Source organism: Protofrankia sp. CiP1_Cm_nod3, assembly GCF_982290655.1.
The window spans coordinates 28,667-47,816 of record NZ_CEVIVD010000001.1 but is presented as its reverse complement, the minus strand read 5'-3'; the positions used below and the strand labels follow the sequence as shown (position 1 = coordinate 47,816).

The following is a 19,150-nucleotide window of genomic DNA, read 5'->3' as shown; positions in this document are numbered from 1 at the left end:
GGGCACAGCGCTGGTGGATGTGGATGAGCTCGTCATGGTGACACGTACTCCCGAGGTGCTGAAGCTTCCCGTCCTGAAGATCTTCCTGTCCGGAGCTTCCTGGCCGCCGGAGCGGCCGCGGTCAGCCCATGCTGCTGCCACCGTTGACGCTGAGGACCTGGCCGGTGACGAACCCCGCGTCCTCCCGGGCCAGGTAGGCCACGGCCGCGGCGACGTCCTCCACGCTGCCGGGCCGGTGCAGCGGGATCAGCTCGACGGCGCGGTCGATGACGTGCAGCAGCCGGTCCGGCAGCGTGCCCGCGCGCAGGCCCGCGTCAAGCTCCGGGGTGCGCACGTAGGACGGGGCGACGACGTTGACGGTGATCCCGGCGGTGGCGAACTCACGCGCCAGGCCGGTGGTCAGGGCGTGCACCCCGCCCTTGGCGGCGTTGTACACGGCATGGTCCACCAGCCCGTTGCGCACCGACTCGGCGCCGATGCTGACGATCCGGCCGTACCCTCGGGCGGCCATGTGCGGCAGCACCGCCAGCGTGCAGCGCAGCACCGTCCACAGGTTGTTCTCGATCGTCGCCCGCAGGGTCTGCTCGGTGTGCTCCAGCGTCGGCCTGATCACCCCGCCGCCGGCGTTGTTGACCAGGATGTCGACGCCACCGAAGGCGTCGACCGCCGCCCGTAGCAGGTCCTCGCCCGCGCCCGGCCGGGACAGGTCCGCGACGTGCCCGGCCAGGTCCACACCGGTGCGGTGGTCACCCAGCTCGCCGTAGGCGCGCTTGAGCTCCTCGGGGTGCAGGGCGGCGACCAGCACGCGGGCCCCGTCGGCGAGCAGCCGGCGGGTGATCCCCAGCCCGATCCCGGTCGCCCCGCCGGTGACCACCGCCGTGCGGCCCCGCAGCGGGGTGGTCACAGGATGATCGCAAGATCGCCGGCCGGGCGCAGGGTGGTCATGTCCAGGACCACGCGCTTGGACCGGATCCGCAGCCGCCCGTCGATCGCGACGAACCGGTAGTGGTACTTCCCCACGTAGTACGACGCCTTGCCGTTGCGGAACCGCCACACCGTGAAGGACGCCACGACCGGCAGCTCGTCGCCCTCCCGCACACCCACCACGACGTTGCTGAACTGGTGGTTCGTGCGCGAGTGCGGGTACTCGCGGTGCGCCCGGCGGCTGTTGAGACGCTCCACCCGCAGCCGCAGGCGCAGCGCGTTGTCGTCGACGAGGACGAGGTCCCGGGCGGGGTCGCCGTCCGGGCTGTCGTTGCACGGGACGACGTAGGACGCCTCGGGCGCGAACAGCGTGAGCCAGGTGTCGAGATCCCAGGCGTCGAGCAGCTCGGCCTCCAGGCAGAGGAAGTCCTCGACCTGCGACCGGCCGAGCGCGTCCAGGCCGAGGACCACGTCGGGCTGGGACAGCCGGATGATCGGGGCCGGCTGGACGGCCGGGGCGGCCGGGGCACCTGTGGTCGTGGTCATCGGGACGCTCCCGCTCCGCCGCCGTAGCCGGCCGTGCCCATCTGCTGGCTCCAGCGCCGCCAGAAGGCGCGCATCTGCGCCTCGTCGTTGGCCGCGGGGGTGCGGGCCATCCCGCGGGAGATGTCGTTCCACTCCACGCCGCCGCTGCTGAACCCCTGCTGGCAGGACTCCAGCGCCTCCAGGTCGTCCGGGGTGGCGAAGCCGGCCGGGCCGAGGAAGGTCAGGAAGCTGTCGAGCCGGCGCTGGCGCAGCTGGGCGAGCTCGTCGCGGGGCGCGAGTTCCCAGGCGGTGACGTCCATCCGGTTGGGCGCCAGCGGCATGAAGGTACGCACCGTGACCGCCATGATGTCGTTGACGACCAGGTTCGGATAGATCAGCAGGTTGCGGTTGGTGTCGGCCATCCGGCTGCCGCGTGCCTCGCCGTGCCGGGAGACCAGGTCGGCGCGCATGCGGGCGATCTCCTCCCGGGAGTCCTCGCCGAACAGCGGCTCCCACTTGGCGATCGGCCGCCCCCAGGGTGCCCGGTACTCCAGGACGGCGTGCCCGTTGCCCAGGTCGTAGGAGGTGCCGTCCACCCCGCCGGCGAGGTCGGTGCCCAGCGCCAGCAGGTACTTGAAGTAGGTGTCATGGGTGGAGACGGCGTGGTAGCCGTCGATGCTGTTCTCGGCGAGCAGCTTCCAGTTCGCCTCGATGCAGTACTCGTTGGTCCCCTTGATGATCTCCATTTCCCCGTCGGCGGAGTCGATCACCAGGTCCAGGTACTCGACCGCGCCGGCAAGGTAGCTGACCAGGTCCTGGATCTCCGGGTCGAAGCTGGCGAACACGAACCCCCGGTAGCTTTCCACCCGGGCCACCGGCCTGAGGGACAGCGCGGCCAGATCGAGCTCCCCGCCGTACGCGTCCCGGTCGGGGATCCCCATCAGGTGTCCCTCGGAGTCGAAGGTCCAGGCGTGGTAGAAGCACGAGAACGCCTTGGCGTTGCCGGCCGGCTGCCGGCAGACCACCGCGCCCCGGTGGGTGCAGGTGTTGTGGAAGACGTTTATCCGGCCGCTCTTCGCCCCGCGGACCATGAACACCGGCCGGCCGCCGACCGGCCGGCGGACGTAGTCGCCCGGCCTGGACACCTCGGACTCGTGGCCGACGTAGAGCCACGAGTGGCTGAACACCCGGTCCAGCTCCGCGCGGAACACCTCCGGCGAGGTCATCGTCGAGCGGTGGACGCGGAACCGGTGCCGGCCGGTGTCCTCGTCGACCAGCGGGAACCGGCTGTCGGTAGCGGGCGCCGCGTCGAGCAGCGCCGTCGACACTCTCGGTAATTCTGATGTTCTCGACAGGGAAGTCACGGGATCATCTCCGCGAAAAGATCATGAACGGGTGGCGGACGGGCGCGCCAGGAAATGGCGCACGATCTCGGAGAAGTCGTCGGGACGCTCGATCTGCGTCCAGTGCCCACAGCGGGCGAAGACCGCCAGGTCGGCGTCGGGCAGCAGGCGGGCCATGTTCCAGGCGACCTCGACCGGGACGACCTTGTCCTCCCGCCCGTGCACCAGCAGCGTCGGGGTGGTGATGGTGACGACCTCGTCCGCCTCGATGGCGAGCTGGCTGCCGGCGTGGCGGGGGCTGAAGAACATGTCGCGGTAGGCCTCGAAGGCGCCCGGTGCGACGCTGGCCTCGTGCCGGATGCGCACCAGGTCGTCGGTGATGATGGCCGGGTCGACCGCAAAGCAGTCGAGCAGCAGCCGGCGCATGTTCTCCAGCGACGGCTCGTACTCCCGCAGCGCGCGCAGGCCCTCGGTGGGCGTCATCCCCACGCCGGGGACACCCATCAGCACCATCCGGTCCAGCCGTTCGGGGTGCTGCGAGGCCATCCCCAGCGCGATCCGCCCGCCCAGCGAGTTGCCGACCACCGACACCCGCTCGAGCTCGAGCGCGTCCAGCAGCGCCCAGGTGTGGTCGATCCAGGTGGCCAGCGAGTAGTGGATGTCGGCGGGCCGTCCGGTGTGGCCGAACCCGACGATGTCGGGGGCGATCACCCGGAACCGCTGGGCCAGCACGGGGATCGTCAGGCGCCAGTTCGCCCACGCCGAGACCCCGGGCCCGGATCCGTGCAGCAGCAGCACCGGGTCCCCGGAGCCGAGGTCGTGGTAGTGCGTCGGGATGCCGCCGGCGTCGACCGTCCGCCCGGCGGCCTCGTCGGTGACCTCATCGGTGACCGTCGTTGTGCTCACAGACCGGCCTTTCCCTCGAAGATCGCGAAACACTTGTTGGAGTTGAAGACGTCGGTGACCACGAAGGTGGACCAGCTCAGCGGCATGCCGAGCTCGTCCATGGCGCCGGCCAGGCAGAACCAGTTGAGCATCTCGTGCTGCCCGGCCCGCACGATCTGCGCGCCGGTGACGCTGCTCCACGCCGCGTAGTCGCCCCGCACGAACGCCTCGTACAGCCGCAGGTCGGCCGCGGTGTCGGGGCGCAGGTGCCAGGAGGCGTCGGTGAGGAACGCGTGCGACCAGCTGGACGAGGCCACCAGGGCGACCCGCTTGTCGCCGGCGCGCAGCGCGCGGGCCACCGCCCGGCCGAGCTCGAAGCAGCGCGCCGGGGACGGGCCGGCCGGGTCCAGCCGTTCGTCCCGGATCTCGGCGAACCGGGCCAGCGCGCCCCGGCGGGCGATCGCGTGCTGGCCGTAGCAGTTCACCGTGATCGGCAGCAGCCGGTAGGGGAACTCGGTGCCGGCGTGGTCGTAGTCCAGGAACAGCTGGGTGTTGACGATCGCGTGGGGGAAGTGCGCGCCGGCCCGCTTCCGGTAGGAGTACGCGACGTCGAAACCGTCCTGGAGCAGGTCGTCGGTGAGCGCCCGGGCCGCGGCGGCGTCGGAGCGCAGGGTGAACGTCATGTCGTCCGGCCGGCCCCAGGCGTTCGGGCTGCCCCGCTCGTTCATCAGCGCGAACGGGTGCACCTCGGTGTCGTCGTAGGCCAGCACGCAGAAGGGCGGTATCACCTCCTCCCGGAAGTTCTCGTACTGGTCGTCGCCCCACACCACGAGCAGGTCCGGCTGGAAGGCGTCGAGCGCGGCCCGGCAGCGGGCCAGGCCCGCGCGCAGCTCGCGGCGGTGCCCGGCGGCGGCCGCGACTCCCTGGTCGTCAGCCCACTCCCGGCGCATCGGCTCCGGCCAGGACGCCGGATCCTTCTCCGCCGCGGGGATGTCGGGATCCTGCAGCGTCCAGCGCAGCAGCCCGGCCATGTGCTCGTCGGTGCCGGCGAGTAACGGGTAATGGGTCAGCCCGAGCCCGAGAAACTCCGCCATGTCTCACTCCTCTGGTTCGCCCGGACGGCCCGTTGGCACGAGCCGTCTGTCCAGGCCGATGAGCCCGAGCGCGTTGCGCCGGCCGATGGCGGCCCGCAGGCCGGCGGTCAGCCGCTCGTGCGGCCCGGCGAGCACCGCGCCCGCCGGGCTCTCCCGTGCCGCGAAGGGATAGTCGGTGCCGAGCAGGACGTGCTCGGCACCGAAACGCGCCACCGCCAGCAGCAGGCTGTCCACGTCATAGGTCAGCGAGTCGCTGTAGAGCGAACGGGCCAGCGCGCTCGGTAACTGGTCCGCTGGTAGCGCCGGGTCGCTGATGAGCCGGCCCCGGTCGAGCCGGGGCAGCAGCCACGGCAGGCAGCCGCCGCCGTGCGCCAGGCACAGCCGCAGCCCCGGCCGGCGGGCCAGCGCGCCGCCGGCCAGCAGGCCGGCGATCGCGATCCCGGTCTCGGACGGCATGCCGGCGCCGAAGCCCACCCCGAGCCTGGCCAGCCGCGGATCCAGCACCGAGTCGGCGGGGTGCACCAGCACCAGGGCGCCGAGCTCCCCGGCGGCGGCGAAGAACGGGTCGAACCGGGGGTCGCCCAGCTCGTCCTGGCCGACCCGGGTGCCGATCTCGACGCCGAGGAAGCCCAGCTCCCGCACGCACCGGCGCAGCTCGGCGACGGCCACGTCGGGGTCCTGCAACGGCACCGCGCCCAGGGCGCGGAACCGCTCGGGACGCTCGGCGACCAGCGAGGCGAGGAAGTCGTTCTGCGACCGCGCGAGGACCGCGGCACCGGCGGCCGGGGCGTCATGACAGAAAGTGATCGGAATCGGGGAGAGCACCTGCACCGCGACGCCCTCGGCGTCCATGTCGGCCAGGCGGCGCCGCGCCGACCAGCAGCGGTCGTCGACGTCACGGTACGGCCGCCCGCCGACGAGGATGCGCGCCCGGGTGTCACCGAGCCGCTGGACGCAGGGCCAGCCTCGCCAGCCGTCGCGCCCGGCGAGATCGGGCAGCCACGGCGCGATGGCGTGCGTGTGCACGTCGACCAGCCCCGCGCCGGGCAGCCCCGCGCCGGCCGGCGCGCCGCCGGTCACCGCTTCTCCTGCTGTTCTCCCGCTGCCGCTGCCTCGCCCGCCACGGCGCTACCCGCCGCAGGCGTCGTCGACGGGCGAGGACGGCACGTTCACGAACGTCCGCTCGGGGGCCGGCCGATAGATGATCAATTGGCACCAGTCCTTCTCCGGGACCGCCAAGGTCTGCCATCCGACTGGTCGCAACCATAACTATTCTGCATACATGTTTCAAGCATATATATGAAGATCATATAGGCAAACTCTGACCGTCCCCTCATAGGCGGCTACCATCGGTGGAGTCCGCTGACAGGAGGCACCATAATCTTGTTACAGGATTCGATGATGATCGGTTATTCGCCCGGCCTCTGGGCGGGCCACGGCCGGCCGGCGCGGCGCCGGCGGCCGGCGTACGGGCGCGGGCCAGTAGGGCGCGGGCCAGTAGGATGTGGACCGGTAAGGAGCGCGGACGATGCCAGCTGACGCGACGCCTCGAAGTTCTCGCGCGCAGCAGGTCGCGGCGGAGATCGAGGCCAGGATTCTCGCCGAGCGGCTGCCCGCCGGCAGCCGGCTCGGGCTGCGCACCGAACTGATCAGCAGTTTCGAGGTCAGCCCCTCGGTGATGAACGAGGCCCTGGGCATCCTGCGCGAACGTGATCTGATCACGGTCAGGCCCGGGCCCAACGGCGGGGTGTTCGTGGCCAACCCACCGCCCCAGGTCCGCCTCGGCGGAGTCGACCTGTGGCACCAGGGGCTGACCGTGGACCCCGAGCATCTCTTCGAGGCACGCGCCTACCTGGACTCGCTCTTCCCGCCGGTGGCGCTGCAACGCGCCTCCCCCGAGGACGTGCGGGCGATGGAATGGGCCCTGCATGACATGCAGGCGGCAATGGACGACCCGCACGCCTATCTGGCCGCGAACATGCGCCTGCACCTGGCCATCGCCCGGGCGTCCCGGATCGAGGTCCTGGTCGGCCTCTACCAGACGATCGTGTCGATCCTCAGCGCCACGCTCACGAAGGCGACGTACGTGGAGGGCAGCGAGGAGCTGCGGCACCACAACCTGGAGGTGCACAGCAACCTCGTCGCCGCGATCCGGGAGCAGGACACGGTCGCGCTGGAGAAGATCCTCGCGCTGCACAGCCACGACATGGTCCGCATCGCCTGACCAGGCGGGCGGGCGGCCGCGGCCGGCCGGCGGCCGCGCCGCGGGCGCCCACGGCATCGCTGACGCCCACGGCGCGGCCGGCCACCGGGGAGCCGGGTGGCTCGTGGCCGCCGACGTGGCGATCGCCGTGGCCCGGCCCGTTCCCCGTCTCCCCTGTACCGGACCTGTCCCGGCTTTCGTGTTCTAGGCGAGCCCGAGCTGGCGGGCCAGCGTCGTGACGTCCCAGTAGGCGTGGATGGCGGCCGCGCGGCCTTCGGGGCCGACGGTGAAGACATCGGCGCCCGCCAGGTCGAACGCCCGCCCGGTGGCCGGCACCCCGGGCGGGAAGCCCTCACCGGTGTGGGTTCCGGTCATGCGCCACTCCTGCGCGACACGACCGGTGATCTCGTCGACGAGGGGGTCGCCCACCGGCTCGAGACGCAGGTCGGGAAAGCCCTGCCAGGCCGCCTGGAAGAACCCGCGCGCACCCTCGAGATCGGTGATGTCGGCCGGCAGCGACGGGTCGGCCCACCGGAAACGGCTTGCCAGCAGGCCCGCGACGACGTCCAGGTCCCGCCCGTTCCAGGCGGCGAAGTAACGCTCCGGATATGTGCTCAGGGACTCGCGTATCGAAACTCCCATGATCTCTCCTCGTTGATGGTCATGGCATCACCGCCGTCCACCCGTACCAGCGGTACTCCCGTCGCGCGGGCCGGCGGTGACCGGCCCGCGCGACGGGGAACCTGCGCGCCGTGGCTGCCGGACGGGCCCGGTGGGCGGCCGGTGCCCCGGCCGGCCGGGACGCCCGTCCGCGCGTACCCGTCACATGGCGCTCGGGATCAGCCGCTGGACGCGTCGAGATAGATCGTCTTGAGGACCTGGAAGGCGTGCAGCCCCTCCGGGCCGAGTTCGCGGCCGATCCCGCTCGCCTTGATCCCGCCGAACGGCGCGGTGGGGTCGTTGACGTAGGCGTTGATCCCGATCGTGCCGCTCTGGACCTTCCGGGCGAGCGCCGTGCCGCGCTCCGGGTCGGCCGTCCACACGGATCCGCCGAGGCCGTAGTCGCTGTCGTTCGCGATGGCGACGGCCTCCTCCTCGGTGGAGTACGGGATCACCGCCAGCACCGGCCCGAAGATCTCCTCCTGGGCGATGGTCTGCTTGTTGTCCACGTCCGCGAAGACCGTGGGCTCGACATACCATCCCTTGTCGAGGTCCTTGGGCCGCCTGCCGCCGGTGGTCAGCCGGGCCCCTTCGCTCTCGCCCTTGGCGATGTAGGACTCCACCCGCTCCCGCTGCCGGGACGACACCAGCGGGCCCAGCTGGGTCGCCGGGTCGAGCGGGTCCCCCACCGCCAGCGAGCTGACGAGCCCGGTGATGGTGTCGACCACCTCCTGGTACCGGCGCCGGGGGGCGAGGACGCGCGTGCCGAGCCAGCAGATCTGGCCGTTGTTGAGCAGGGTCGAGGCGAAGAAGCTCTGGATGTTGGCCGCCAGGTCGGCGTCGTCGAGCACGATCGCGGCCGACTTGCCGCCCAGCTCAAGGGTCACCGGCCGCAGCAGCCGGCCGCAGGTCTCGGCGATCGCGCGCCCGGCGGCGGTGGACCCGGTGAAGGAGACCTTGTCGACCCCGGGGTGGGAGACGAGGTGGGCGCCGACCTCGCGGCCACCGGGGACGATGTTGAGCACGCCGGCGGGCAGCCCGGCCTCCAGCGCGGCCTCACCCACGAGGAAGGCGTCCAGCACGGTCTCCGGCGCGGGCTTGATCACAACGGTGGAGCCGCTGGCCAGCGCTGGCGCGATCTTCAGGAAGGAGATCGCCTGCGGCACGTTCCACGGGACCACGGCGCCGACCACGCCGACGGGCTCGCGGATGACCAGGGAGCGGCCGCCCAGCATGCCGGGGCGTATCTCCTCCAGCCCGGTCTGCGCGACCAGGCCGCTGTAGTAGCGCAGCAGCAACGGCGGGAAGCCCGCCTCGAACTGGTTGGCTAACCAGATCGGCATCCCGTTCTGGACGCTGACCCGGCGCGCGGTCTCCGCGCCGCGTGCCTCCAGCGCGGCCGCGAACCGCTCCAGCACCTCCGCGCGGCGCGCCGGCGACCACCGGGACCACCCGTCCGGGTCGTCGAAGGCGCGGCGCGCCGCCGCCACCGCCAGGTCGATGTCGCGTTCGGTCCCCTCCGGGACGCTGCCCACCCGCTCCTCGGTGCTGGCCGAGTGCACGGGGATGCTGCCGTTCGCGGCCGGCGCCTGCCAGGCGCCGTCGATGTAGAACTGGTCGTAGTCGATCGTCGTCGTCATTGGCATTCTCCTTACGAGGACGGAATCCTGCGCGGGCCGCCACGCTCACTCGTGGACAAGAACAATCTTCACCGCCTCGCCACGGTGCCGCGGTGCCGCGGCTTCGTTGATCTGCGTGGACGGCACCGTGGTGATCAGTTTGCCGGCGGGGAGCTTCCCGGCCCGGTGCGGCGCGAGCGGCTCGGGGCTGAAGCTGTCCGGTCCGCTGCCGCCCGCCACGACCGCGGTGATGGCCAGCCCGGCACCTGGGCATGCCGGCCGGAGCGTGCCCGGAGGCATCCGGATCAGCCGTTGTCGGCCGACACCGTCACCCGGACGCCCTTGCATTCGCTGGTGATGACGAGCTGGCAGGACAGCCGGGAGTCCTCCCGCGTGCCGTCGGCGAACTCCAGCAGCTCGCGCTCCTCGTCGGTCATCTCGTCGAAGAACGCCTGCGACTCCGGGCCGACGTAGACGTGGCACGTCGCGCACGAGCAGCTACCGCCGCACTCGGCGACGATCCCCGGCAGGTTGTTGCGAACCGAACCATCCATCACGGTCTGCCCAGGCGGGACGTCGACCGCGTGTTCGGTGCCGTCGGGCAGAACGTAGGTGATTATGGGCATCGCGCGCTCCGTGCTCATCCGGTTGTTTCATATGGCTTGATGACGACCTGACATAACAACAGCTTTGTTTTTCATGTGGTGACGGTTCATACGGTGACGGTTCATGTGATCACGGCGCCGCGGAGTGGTACGGCGGGGTCGGCCAGCCGTACCGGGTCGACCCGCTCACCGCCGGCGATGAGCTTCTTGCCGGCCATGAAGTCGCCCGGCGAGTTCGCGGACTCCACCGCCGTGATCCTGCCGTCCGTGTGGTGGAACAGGGCGAAGCGCCCCGATGCCGGGTCACCGCGCAGGACGGTACCGGGCGGCGCGGAGACGATCCCGGCTATCTTGAGCTTCAGGTCGAACTGGTCGGACCAGAACCAGGGCACCTCCGGGTGGACGGGCTGCGCGCCGACGATCGCGGCCGTGGCCTGCTTGGCCTGCTCCACCGCGCTGGGGATGCTCTCCAGCCGCTGCAGCCCGTCGACGCCCGGCAGCGGCCGGCGGGTGACGTCCCCGATCGCGAAGATCGCCGGATCGCTGGTGCGCGCCTGGCCGTCGACCAGGATCCCCTGCTCGCAGGCCAGGCCGGCCGCCACTGCGAGCTCGTCGCGCGGGACCGCGCCGATGCCCACGAGGGCGATGTCGCAGGCTATCCGCGTCCCGTCGCCGAGAAGCACGCCCTGGACCCGGCCGTCCTCGCCGGACAGGCCGACGACCTGCGCCCCGGTGAGGATCGTGGTGTCGCGCTCCCGGTGGTACGCCGCCAGGATCTCCGACAGCCGGCTGCTCGCCACCCGCGCGAGCACCCGCTCCTCGCGTTCGATGACCGTCACCTCGACGCCGCCCGCCCGCGCCACCGCCGCGACCTCCAGGCCGACGTACCCACCACCGATGATCGCGATCGGGCCGCCGCTGATGACGGCCTTGCGCAGGACACGGGCGTCGGCGAGGGTGCGCAGGGTGAGAACACCGGCGAGATCGGCCCCGGGCGCCGGCAGCCGCCGGGGCTCGGCCCCGGTGGCGAGGACGAGCACGTCGTAGTCGACGGTCTGCGCGCCGCTCGTGTACACGCGGCGCGCCACGGGGTCGACCGACTCGACCGACTCGCCCAGCCGGACGGAGATGTCCTGCTCCGGGTAGAACTCCGGCGGGCGCAGCCAGTGCTCGAGATCGCCGTCGATGAACTTCTTGGACAGGGGCGGACGGTGGTACGGCAGGTCCGTCTCCTGGCCGAACAGCACGATCTCACCGGTGAAGCCGGCCTGCCGCAGCAGCCCTACCAGCGTGCCGCCCGCATGACCTCCCCCGACGACCACCACCCGGCGGCTGTCGGGGGAAACCCGCCGCTGGGTCACCGCAGCTCCAGACGTACCGGCAGTTTCTTCAGCCCGCCGACGAAGTTCGTCTGGACGACCTTGCGCTCGCCGGTCAGCTCGATCTTCCCGATACGCGGCAGCAGCTCCTCGAGTATGATCCTCAGCTCGAGCTTGGCCACGTGCTGGCCGATGCACATGTGCGGGCCGTAGCCGAAGGCGATGTGCTTGTTCGGCCGGCGGTCGATCCGGAATGTGTCGGGATCGTCGAACACCTCGGCGTCGCGGTTGGCCGACTGGTACAGCAGCATCAGCCGGTCACCCTTCTTGATCTCGCTTCCGTTCAGCGTGTAATCCTCGGTGGCCTGCCGGGTGAACTGCTTGACCGGGGACGCCCAGCGCAGCGCCTCGTTGAGCAGGTGCGGGACGAGCGAAAGATCATCCTGGACCCTCTTGAGCTGGTCGGGATGCAGCGCGAGCTGCTCAAGCGCTCCCGAGAGCGTGCTCGACGTCGTGTCGTGACCGGCGGTGGCGATCGCGATGAACCAGCCGTAGGCGAACCCCTTCGGATAGTACTCGCCGTCCTCCCCCTTCGCGAGCGCGATGATCGTGGCGAGGTCGTCCTTCGGGTTCTTCCGCCGGTCCTCCACCAGCACGTCGAAGTAGGCGTAGAAGTCCCTGATCGCCGCGGACCACTGCTGCGCGGCCGCCTCCGGAGTGAGCGCCTCGACATCCTCCCGGCGCGCCTCGGGGTCCTCCGTGCCAAAGAACTCCTGGCTGAGCGCCATCATCCTCGGCTCGTCCTCCTCGGGCACGCCGAAAAGGGTCATGATGACGTGCAGCGGGTAGAAGAGCGCGAACTCCCTGACGAAGTCGATATTGTTCTCGCCGGGGTGCAGGAACCTGGCGATGACCTCCCGGGCGAGCTCGCGGATGGTGTCCTCCCACTTCTTCAGGTTCGCGGGGCGGAACCATTCGACCGCGACGTCCTTGACCGCGGTGTGCTCCGGCGGGTCAAGGTAGGGGAGCGCGTCGAGAATGCGCAGGCTGCCACCGGTGAGGTTCTTGGTGAACTCGTCACCGGCCTGGTTCTGCAGAATCGGGTTGTGAGAGCCCGGCTGGACACCGCCACCGCTGGTGAAGATGTCCGGCTGCCGCTCGATCTCCATGATGTCGGCATGCCTGGCGACCAGCCAGACCGGATCGTAGCCCGCCACCCTGACCTGACCGAGCGGATTGTTCTCACGCAGCCACTGGTAGGCGGCGAACAGCCTGTCCTCGTCGATATGCCCCTCGGGTAAGACGACCTGACAGGCAATCTCGTCCGGTATCGGACGGGTGTTCACAGGTGCGACCGCGACCATGAGCTCTCCTCATACATGATCTTTAATCCAGATCCACCGAAGGTGGGAAGATGATCGACAACCCCCCTTCCCTGTCGACGCCGCCCAGAGGCGAACCGCAGGCGACGACACTGGCGCCCGGTCGGGTCAACGGTAGGCGGCCAAACTGTGTCCTGCATCACCCATAGGGGAAATCCTCGTACCCCTTGCGGATACCTGAGGTACCACCTTAGGAACATATAGTGATCGAAAAATTTCCCTGCGTTACCAACTGCCCGGTCGCGGGGCCATCCGTCCATGACGGAGAACCCCGCGACGCGGGAGGAAGCCCCGCCGACCCGACGGAACCGAAAGAGCCCCACCCCCACCGGACGGCGTGCGCGGACGGTGCGACGAGGCCCCGGCGACCCGGCCGGCCGGCCCGCTGCCGGACCCGTCCGACAGCGGCTGATCACTCCTGGCGAGGGCGGCACCCACCTGAGCCATGGCTCCGGTCCCCCTTTGGAGGTAATTCCTGTCTCCCGTCAGTGGTGTTCAATTGCCAGGCCCGACAGCGCCTTGAAAAAGGCCGTTCGTACCAGTACATTTGCCCTCCGGCGGGCCGGCGTTTTCCGGGCGGGCAGCCAGGAAGATCATGTCATCTACTCCCTGACGAGCAGCACCCCTGCTCGCTTCCTGATCGAAGAGGGTCATCGGTTCAATGGACGACCAGTTCACTGACGTGACGTACAAGGTCGAAAACGGCCTGGCCTGGATCACCATCAATCGGCCGGAGCGTTACAATTCGTTCCGGGCCCGCACCGTCGACGAGCTGATCAAAAGCTTCAAGCGCGCCTGGGCCAGCGACGAGGTCGGCGTCATCGCTCTCACCGGCGCCGGCGAGAAAGCCTTCTGCACCGGCGGTGACCAGAAACAGCGCCTGGAGACCGGCGACTACGGCCCGTCGGACAGCGGCCTGTTCGAGGTGGACGCCCTGCACCGGGTCATCCGTGACGTGCCCAAGCCCGTCATCGCGGCGGTGAACGGTTTCGCCATCGGCGGCGGCCACGTCCTGCACCTGTTGTGCGACCTCAGCATCGCGTCCGAGACCGCCCGTTTCGGCCAGAACGGCCCGCGGGTCGGCTCGTTCGACGCCGGTTTCGGCACCGGCTACCTCGCCCGCGTGATCGGTGAGAAGCGAGCCCGCGAGATCTGGTTCCTCTGCCGCCAGTACAGCGCCCAGCAGGCCGCGGACTGGGGCCTGGTCAACAAGGTGGTCCCGGCCGCCCAGCTGCGGGCGGAGGTCCGCGCCTGGGCGGATGAGATCCTCCTGCTGTCGCCCACCTCGCTCAAGGTGCTCAAGCAGTCGCTGAACACCGACACCGAGCACTTCGCGGGAATCGGGCAGCTGGCGTACTCCAGCCTCAAGCTGTTCGGTGAGTCCCCCGAGGCCAAGGAAGGCATCACCGCCTTCAACGAGAAGCGCCCGCCGGACTTCTCCGTGTACCGGGGCAACTGAAGTAACGGGCAACTAAAATACCGGAGCAACTGGAGTACCGGAGCAGCCGAAGTACCGGGCAGCCGAAGGCCCGTCCGCGGCACCGCGCACGAGACAGACAGCACCGCGGTGCCGCGGGAGCGGCTTCCGGCCCGCTGTGACCGCGGGTGCGTGACCGGGCAGCACCGCCAACGCCGACAGAGCCCCCCGGGGAGACCATCAGAGCTCCCCGGGGCTGCGCAGGGCCACCAGAGCCGACAAGGGACCACCCATGGCTGACAGCTCGAAGTCCATCTACTCGCCAGACGTGCTGCTGGGAAAACGGGTTCTCATCACCGGCGGTGGGACCGGCCTCGGCCGGGGGGTGGCGGCCCACCTGGTGCAGCACGGCGCCGAGGTCCATCTGTGGGGGCGCCGGCAGGCCGTCCTGGAGGATGCCGCCGCGCAGGCGTCGGCCTCCCGGCCGGGCAGCGTCCACGTGCAGACGGTCGACGTGCGCAAGGCGGATTTCGTCGACGCGGCCATCGACGGGATCTGGTCCCAGTACGGGCCGTTGACCAGCGTCGTCAACAACGCCGCGGCGAACTTCATCGCGCCGACCGCCAGCCTGAGCGCACGCGCCTTCGAGGCCGTCAGCTCGACCGTGATGAACGGCTCCTTCAACACCACCCACGCCGCCGGCCGCCGCTGGATCGCCGAGGGGCTGCCAGGGGCGGTGCTGTCCATGCTCACCACCTGGATCTGGACCGGCTCCGCGTTCGTGGTCCCCTCCGCGATGGGCAAGGCCGCCGTGCACGCCATGACCATGTCGCTGGCGGTCGAGTGGGCCCGCTACGGCATCCGCCTCAACGCCCTCGCGCCCGGGCCCATCCCGACGGACTACGCCTGGGAGATGCTCAACCCCACCGACAGGAGCTCGGTCGGGGCGACCCAGGCCGACCAGATCCCGATGCGCCGCGTGGGCACCGTCGAGGAGCTGGCGAACCTCGTGATATTCCTCCTGTCGGACGCCTGCGACTACCTCACCGGCGAGACGATCGCGATGGACGGGGGGCAGAAACTGGCCGGCCCGGGGACGTTCGCGGGCCTGACCACCCTGAGCGACCAGGACTGGTCCGAAATCCGCGAGCGCAGCCAGCTGGCGAGCGCGCAGAGCAAGGCCCAGCGCGACGTCTGACGGTATCCCCTCCGCTCCGCCCATTTCTTCGGGGCACCGTCCCCCCACATAAACGGTACTTTCCCCAGAAACCGGAGGAACGCCCCCGGACGGCGATTATCCGGGGGCGTTCCGCTGTCTTTCCGGGTTCTCGTCGCTGCTTTCCCGTTTCTACTCCCCTGTTTTTCGGGCAGCCGGGGGACAGCCCGGCCGGGACAGCTGCCGGCGCCTGGCCCGGCCTGCTGTCCCCCGGCCCGCGTCCCCTACCTGCCGGTGAACCGTGGCGGCCGGCGTGCCTTGAACGCCGTCAGGGCCTCGGTCATGTCCTCACCGCGCGTCAGCAGCGCCTGGCCGCGGTTCTCCAGCTCGAGCGCCGCCGCGAAGGAGGCGTTCTCCTGGTTGTGCTGCAGCGCGCGCTTGGACATGCGGATACCGGCGGGCGAGTTGCCGGCGATCTGTTTCGCCACCGTGAACGCCTCCTCAAGCAGCGTCTCCGACGGCACGAGCCGGTTCGCCAGCCCGATGCGGACCGCCTCCTCGGCCTCGACGGTACGCACCGTGTAGGCGATCTCGGCCGCCCGCCCGGGCCCGACCAGCCGGGTGAGCTGCCACGAGGTGCCCAGGTCCCCGATGGACAGCCCGAGCCGGACGAACGGGGCGTTGAACTTGGCGGTCGGCGCGACCAGGCGGATGTCCGCGGCGAGCGCGAGCGCCAGCCCGCCCCCCGAGGCCGCCCCGTGGATGGCCGCGACCACGGGGAAGGGAAGGGCACGGATCGCCGCGAAACCCCCGGCCGCGATCTCCTGGAAACGCAGGAACTCACGCACGCCCATGGTGGCGATGACGCCGATCTCGTCGAGGTCGAAGCCCGCGCAGAACGCGCGGCCGCCCGCCCCGGTGAGGATCAGCGCCCTGGCGTCGGTGTCCCGCAGGGCGTGGGCGACGGTGTTGAACTCCTCGAACATCTTGACCGTCAGCGAGTTCATCCGGTGGGGACGGTTGACCGTCAGCAGCACGCTGCCGCCCGCCAGGGGCTCGAGCGTCAGCGTCTCCAACTTCGGTGGCTCGAACTGGAGCATGAAACCGCCTTCCCCACTGTTGGTCCGATCTCTCGTCACCGGCCGGGCAACGGCCAGCCCGGGAACAGGAGCGCCGGTGTGCTCCTGCGCGTCGGCGTACTCCCGTCCGAGGGCGTCGAGGGCCGCCGGGAAGCCGATCTCCTCGTCCCTGGTGAGCACCACCTGGCCACGGTTCTCCAGCTCCAGGGCGGCCGGGTACGAGGACACCTCCATGTTGGCCTGCAGCGACCGTTTGGACAGCTGGATGGCGCCAGCCGGGCTGGCGCGGATGACCTCGGCCATGGCGACGGCCTCGGCCAGCAGGGCCTGCGCCGGGACGATCCTGTTGACCAGGCCGATCCGCTCGGCCTCCTGCGCCTCGACGAAACGCCCGGTATAGGCGATGTCGGCGCTGAGCGCGGGCCCGACGATGCGCGGCAGCAGCCAGGAGGCGCCCATGTCCCCGGCGGACAGGCCGATGCGTACGAAGGCGGCGTTGAACCTCACCGACGGCGTGGCCAGCCGGATGTCGGCGACGAGCGCGAGCGACATCCCGCCGCCCGCGGCGGTGCCGTTGAGCGCCGCGATCACCGGGATCCGGACCGACCGGAGCGTCGCCAGCGCGCGGGCGGCGCGCTCCTGGCGTACGAGCATGCCCATGGGCGACAGGCTCGACAGCTCCTCGGCGTCGTCGAGGTCGTAGCCGGCGCAGAAGGCCCGGTCCCCCGCGCCCGTGAGGATCAGGACGCGCGCGTCGAGGTCGCCGTCCACCGCCAGGGCCAGGTCCTCGAGCTCCTCGAACATGCGCACCGTCATCGCGTTCAGCCGCTCCGGGCGGTTCAGCGTCGCGACGATGATGCCGTCCGAGGGGCGTTCGACCAGGATGGTCTCGAACGCGGCCTCCTCGATGCTCCCCACAGTTCTTCCCCTCAGCTGTTCGTGTGCATCCCGCCACGTGATAAGCGCTGGAGCTGGTCGACGGTGGCGGTGGCGGTGGCGGTGGCGGTGTCCGGTGTCCGCGGGGCCGGGCCGGCCGGCGGCCCGAAGGTCCCCGTCCGGTACGGCTGAAGATTGTTCTCCCGCCAGAGGTCGGCGATGAAGGTATGTGACACCACGACTCCCTCACAGCGCTGCAGGTACCGCGCCATCGCACGGCTCGACCAGCGCCGCAGCCCGGTCTCCGCGGGCGGCGACTGCCGGGCCAGTGCGAGAATCCTTGCCCGCACCCGTCCGTCATGAACCGGCGGCGGCGCGGGCCGCGGCGCGTCGTAGAGCCCCTCGATCCCGAATCTGGCGAAACGGGCCGGCCACAGATACACGGTGGGCGGCGACACTCGCAGCAGAGCGGCTATCGCGCGGGCCGGCATGCCTTCATCCCACCACAGCACCATCCGCGCCCGGTCGGCAACCGCCCGTTCCTCGACCGGACCGCGGACCAGCATAATCAGATCTGATCTCTGTTCGTCGGTCAGCGTATAACGGTTCACTGCCATGGAAAAATCCCGCCAAACTCCGAGAAGTACATCCATCCACCGCTGTTCACGGATACCGGGCCGCCCCGGCGGGGGCCCGGCCGGCCGACCGGGCCGGGGTGTCAGACGAATTTCGGCGGACGCTTCTCCAGGAAAGCCGCCAGCCCCTCTTTCGCCTCGCCCGACTCGAACAGCTCCTGTTCCTGGGCGACCTCGTAGGCGAAGCCCGCCGGCAACGTCAGGTCGAACGCGGCGTCGACCGTGCGGACCACGGCGTGCAGGGCGGGCTGCGACAGCCGGCGCAGCTCGGCGGCGAGCCTGAGCGCCTCCTGCTCGGCCTGCCCCTGCTCGACGAGCCGGTCGACCAGGCCGATCGCGTGGGCCTCCGGCGCGGGCACCTGCCTGGCCGTCAGCATGATGTCGAGGGCCCGGCCACGGCCGACGAGCCGCGGCAGCCGCTGGGTGCCGCCCGCGCCGGGGATCAGGCCGAGCCTGGCCTCGGGCAGGCCGAGGCGCGCCCCGGCCCCGGCGACCCGCAGCGTGCACGCCATCGCGAGCTCAAGCCCGCCGCCGAGGGCCAGCCCGTCAATGGCCGCGATCGTGATGCGGTCCGGCGCGGCGAGCCGGTCGAGCACGCCGCGCAGCTCGTCACCATAGGCCAGGAAGGACTCGGCGTCCACCGCGGACATGTGCTTGATGTCCGCGCCGGCGGCGAAGAAACCCGGAATGGCGGACGTGACGACGGTTATGACGTTGCCCGCCGCGTCCAGTTCGTCCAGCGCGGCGGCCAGCCCCTCGATGATGGGCCTGCCGAGCGCGTTCGCGGGCGGCCGCTCCAGCGTCACACGCAGAACGCCGTCCGCCACACGATCCCATCTGACGGCCGTGCTACCAGGGTCGGGCATTGTGTCATCCTCATTCAACAGCTTGTGGATCCGCGGTGGCCACGAACACGGCCCGTGGAACGGGCGCCGGCCGCCGCCTGCCATTCCGGGTGGATATCTTTCCGGGTGGGACGTCCCCGGCCGGGCCGGCGGGCCGGCGGGCCGGTCAGGCCATGGTGAGCCCGCCGCTGACCGACAGCGTCTGGCCGGTGATGTAGCCGGCCTCGTCGGAGGCGAAGAACGCGACGGCCGCCGCCACGTCGCTCGGCTGCGCCAGGCGGCGCAGGGGCACCGACCGGGTCATCCCGGCGATGACCTTCTCGGCGTCCTGGCCGGCGTTGTCGGCGAACTTGCGCAGGGCGGGCGTGTCGGTGGGGCCAGGGCAGACGGTGTTCGCGGTGACGCCCTTGGTGGCCACCTCGCGGGCGAGCGTCTTGGTGAAGGCGATGATGCCGCCCTTGGCGCCGGAGTACACCGCCTCGAGCGAGGAGCCGACCCGGCCCGCGTCGGAGCCGATGTTGATGACGCGCCCCCAGCCCCGCTCCAGCATGCCGGGCACCACGGTCCTGGTGACCCGCAGCGC

The 19,150-nt window shown here is 70.7% G+C and carries 19 protein-coding genes; 3 read left to right on the top strand and 16 right to left on the bottom strand.

Annotated features, from left to right (window positions below; translation table 11 throughout):
• Positions 1 to 121: 121 nt before the first annotated feature.
• The 6 genes from AC5LUJ_RS00205 to AC5LUJ_RS00180 are packed head-to-tail and all read right to left on the bottom strand — an operon-like array spanning position 122 to position 5,851.
• Positions 122 to 904 carry an SDR family NAD(P)-dependent oxidoreductase gene (locus tag AC5LUJ_RS00205; RefSeq protein WP_250283949.1) on the bottom strand — a complete coding sequence of 261 codons (783 nt, stop codon included), beginning with the start codon at positions 902 to 904 and terminating at the stop codon, positions 122 to 124.
• The gene (locus AC5LUJ_RS00200) at positions 901 to 1,470 is read right to left on the bottom strand and encodes an aromatic-ring-hydroxylating dioxygenase subunit beta (RefSeq protein ID WP_250291027.1); all 570 of its coding nucleotides are present in this window, start codon (positions 1,468 to 1,470) and stop codon (positions 901 to 903) included. The genes AC5LUJ_RS00205 and AC5LUJ_RS00200 overlap by 4 nt, the downstream gene beginning before the upstream one ends.
• Entirely contained in the window at positions 1,467 to 2,777 is a 1,311-nt protein-coding gene (locus AC5LUJ_RS00195; RefSeq protein ID WP_250286867.1) for an aromatic ring-hydroxylating oxygenase subunit alpha, read from the bottom strand. Before AC5LUJ_RS00195 ends, AC5LUJ_RS00200 begins: the two co-directional genes overlap by 4 nt.
• A 57-nt stretch (positions 2,778 to 2,834) precedes the next feature.
• Positions 2,835 to 3,698 (bottom strand): alpha/beta fold hydrolase, encoded by an 864-nt coding sequence (locus AC5LUJ_RS00190; protein WP_250286865.1) that lies wholly within the window; start codon positions 3,696 to 3,698, stop codon positions 2,835 to 2,837.
• Complete coding sequence (locus tag AC5LUJ_RS00185; protein ID WP_250286863.1) at positions 3,695 to 4,771, bottom strand: DODA-type extradiol aromatic ring-opening family dioxygenase; 1,077 nt, start codon at positions 4,769 to 4,771, stop codon at positions 3,695 to 3,697. The genes AC5LUJ_RS00190 and AC5LUJ_RS00185 overlap by 4 nt, the downstream gene beginning before the upstream one ends.
• A gap of 3 nt (positions 4,772 to 4,774) precedes the next feature.
• Positions 4,775 to 5,851, bottom strand: a complete 1,077-nt coding sequence (locus AC5LUJ_RS00180; RefSeq protein ID WP_250286861.1) for an amidohydrolase family protein — start codon at positions 5,849 to 5,851, stop codon at positions 4,775 to 4,777.
• Between the two features lie 448 nt (positions 5,852 to 6,299).
• Here AC5LUJ_RS00180 and AC5LUJ_RS00175 point away from each other — a divergent pair, with 448 nt between their 5' ends.
• Positions 6,300 to 6,995 carry a FadR/GntR family transcriptional regulator gene (locus AC5LUJ_RS00175; RefSeq protein WP_250286859.1) on the top strand — a complete coding sequence of 232 codons (696 nt, stop codon included), beginning with the start codon at positions 6,300 to 6,302 and terminating at the stop codon, positions 6,993 to 6,995.
• A gap of 183 nt (positions 6,996 to 7,178) precedes the next feature.
• Here the strand turns inward: AC5LUJ_RS00175 and AC5LUJ_RS00170 are convergent, their stop codons facing one another.
• From AC5LUJ_RS00170 to AC5LUJ_RS00145, 6 genes are all read right to left on the bottom strand, one after another.
• On the bottom strand, positions 7,179 to 7,616 hold the full coding sequence (locus tag AC5LUJ_RS00170) for an ester cyclase (RefSeq protein WP_250280825.1): 438 nt from the start codon (positions 7,614 to 7,616) through the stop codon (positions 7,179 to 7,181).
• A 197-nt stretch (positions 7,617 to 7,813) separates the two neighbouring features.
• Positions 7,814 to 9,274, bottom strand: a complete 1,461-nt coding sequence (locus AC5LUJ_RS00165) for an aldehyde dehydrogenase (RefSeq protein WP_250280826.1) — start codon at positions 9,272 to 9,274, stop codon at positions 7,814 to 7,816.
• Positions 9,275 to 9,319: 45 nt separating this feature from the next.
• Complete coding sequence (locus tag AC5LUJ_RS00160) at positions 9,320 to 9,553, bottom strand: hypothetical protein (RefSeq protein WP_250280827.1); 234 nt, start codon at positions 9,551 to 9,553, stop codon at positions 9,320 to 9,322.
• Positions 9,554 to 9,558: 5 nt separating this feature from the next.
• Positions 9,559 to 9,879 carry a 2Fe-2S iron-sulfur cluster-binding protein gene (locus AC5LUJ_RS00155; protein WP_250291012.1) on the bottom strand — a complete coding sequence of 107 codons (321 nt, stop codon included), beginning with the start codon at positions 9,877 to 9,879 and terminating at the stop codon, positions 9,559 to 9,561.
• 101 nt (positions 9,880 to 9,980) lie between these two features.
• Complete coding sequence (locus tag AC5LUJ_RS00150) at positions 9,981 to 11,219, bottom strand: NAD(P)/FAD-dependent oxidoreductase (protein ID WP_250280830.1); 1,239 nt, start codon at positions 11,217 to 11,219, stop codon at positions 9,981 to 9,983.
• The gene (locus AC5LUJ_RS00145) at positions 11,216 to 12,541 is read right to left on the bottom strand and encodes a cytochrome P450 (RefSeq protein WP_250280831.1); all 1,326 of its coding nucleotides are present in this window, start codon (positions 12,539 to 12,541) and stop codon (positions 11,216 to 11,218) included. Before AC5LUJ_RS00145 ends, AC5LUJ_RS00150 begins: the two co-directional genes overlap by 4 nt.
• Before the next feature lie 679 nt (positions 12,542 to 13,220).
• Here AC5LUJ_RS00145 and AC5LUJ_RS00140 point away from each other — a divergent pair.
• Both AC5LUJ_RS00140 and AC5LUJ_RS00135 read left to right on the top strand, forming a co-directional pair.
• Positions 13,221 to 14,018, top strand: a complete 798-nt coding sequence (locus tag AC5LUJ_RS00140; protein WP_250280833.1) for an enoyl-CoA hydratase-related protein — start codon at positions 13,221 to 13,223, stop codon at positions 14,016 to 14,018.
• A gap of 250 nt (positions 14,019 to 14,268) precedes the next feature.
• The gene (locus AC5LUJ_RS00135; RefSeq protein WP_250280834.1) at positions 14,269 to 15,174 is read left to right on the top strand and encodes an SDR family oxidoreductase; all 906 of its coding nucleotides are present in this window, start codon (positions 14,269 to 14,271) and stop codon (positions 15,172 to 15,174) included.
• Positions 15,175 to 15,416: 242 nt separating this feature from the next.
• On the opposite strand, the gene AC5LUJ_RS00130 is transcribed toward AC5LUJ_RS00135, so the two are convergent.
• The 4 genes from AC5LUJ_RS00130 to AC5LUJ_RS00115 form a co-directional block, all read right to left on the bottom strand.
• Entirely contained in the window at positions 15,417 to 17,129 is a 1,713-nt protein-coding gene (locus AC5LUJ_RS00130; RefSeq protein ID WP_250280835.1) for an enoyl-CoA hydratase/isomerase family protein, read from the bottom strand.
• 11 nt (positions 17,130 to 17,140) lie between these two features.
• A complete protein-coding gene (locus tag AC5LUJ_RS00125; protein WP_250280836.1) occupies positions 17,141 to 17,704 on the bottom strand; it encodes a helix-turn-helix domain-containing protein in 564 nt (187 codons plus the stop codon).
• Positions 17,705 to 17,805: 101 nt separating this feature from the next.
• Positions 17,806 to 18,588 carry an enoyl-CoA hydratase/isomerase family protein gene (locus AC5LUJ_RS00120; RefSeq protein ID WP_250280837.1) on the bottom strand — a complete coding sequence of 261 codons (783 nt, stop codon included), beginning with the start codon at positions 18,586 to 18,588 and terminating at the stop codon, positions 17,806 to 17,808.
• A 145-nt stretch (positions 18,589 to 18,733) separates the two neighbouring features.
• Positions 18,734 to 19,150, bottom strand: a 417-nt coding sequence (locus AC5LUJ_RS00115) for an SDR family oxidoreductase (protein WP_493464287.1), incomplete at its 5' end; no start/stop codon positions are given.

Excerpts from the sequence above, each read along its gene's own strand:
- AC5LUJ_RS00155 (WP_250291012.1), bottom strand. The coding sequence starts at position 9,879 with ATGCCCATAATCACCTACGTTCTGCCCGACGGCACCGAACACGCGGTC.
- AC5LUJ_RS00185 (WP_250286863.1), bottom strand. The coding sequence starts at position 4,771 with ATGGCGGAGTTTCTCGGGCTCGGGCTGACCCATTACCCGTTACTCGCC.
- AC5LUJ_RS00135 (WP_250280834.1), top strand. The coding sequence starts at position 14,269 with ATGGCTGACAGCTCGAAGTCCATCTACTCGCCAGACGTGCTGCTGGGA.
- AC5LUJ_RS00125 (WP_250280836.1), bottom strand. The coding sequence starts at position 17,704 with ATGGCAGTGAACCGTTATACGCTGACCGACGAACAGAGATCAGATCTG.
- AC5LUJ_RS00200 (WP_250291027.1), bottom strand. The coding sequence starts at position 1,470 with ATGACCACGACCACAGGTGCCCCGGCCGCCCCGGCCGTCCAGCCGGCC.
- AC5LUJ_RS00160 (WP_250280827.1), bottom strand. The coding sequence starts at position 9,553 with ATGCCTCCGGGCACGCTCCGGCCGGCATGCCCAGGTGCCGGGCTGGCC.
- AC5LUJ_RS00170 (WP_250280825.1), bottom strand. The coding sequence starts at position 7,616 with ATGGGAGTTTCGATACGCGAGTCCCTGAGCACATATCCGGAGCGTTAC.
- AC5LUJ_RS00165 (WP_250280826.1), bottom strand. The coding sequence starts at position 9,274 with ATGACGACGACGATCGACTACGACCAGTTCTACATCGACGGCGCCTGG.
- AC5LUJ_RS00140 (WP_250280833.1), top strand. The coding sequence starts at position 13,221 with ATGGACGACCAGTTCACTGACGTGACGTACAAGGTCGAAAACGGCCTG.
- AC5LUJ_RS00145 (WP_250280831.1), bottom strand. The coding sequence starts at position 12,541 with ATGGTCGCGGTCGCACCTGTGAACACCCGTCCGATACCGGACGAGATT.
- AC5LUJ_RS00175 (WP_250286859.1), top strand. The coding sequence starts at position 6,300 with ATGCCAGCTGACGCGACGCCTCGAAGTTCTCGCGCGCAGCAGGTCGCG.
- AC5LUJ_RS00120 (WP_250280837.1), bottom strand. The coding sequence starts at position 18,588 with ATGCCCGACCCTGGTAGCACGGCCGTCAGATGGGATCGTGTGGCGGAC.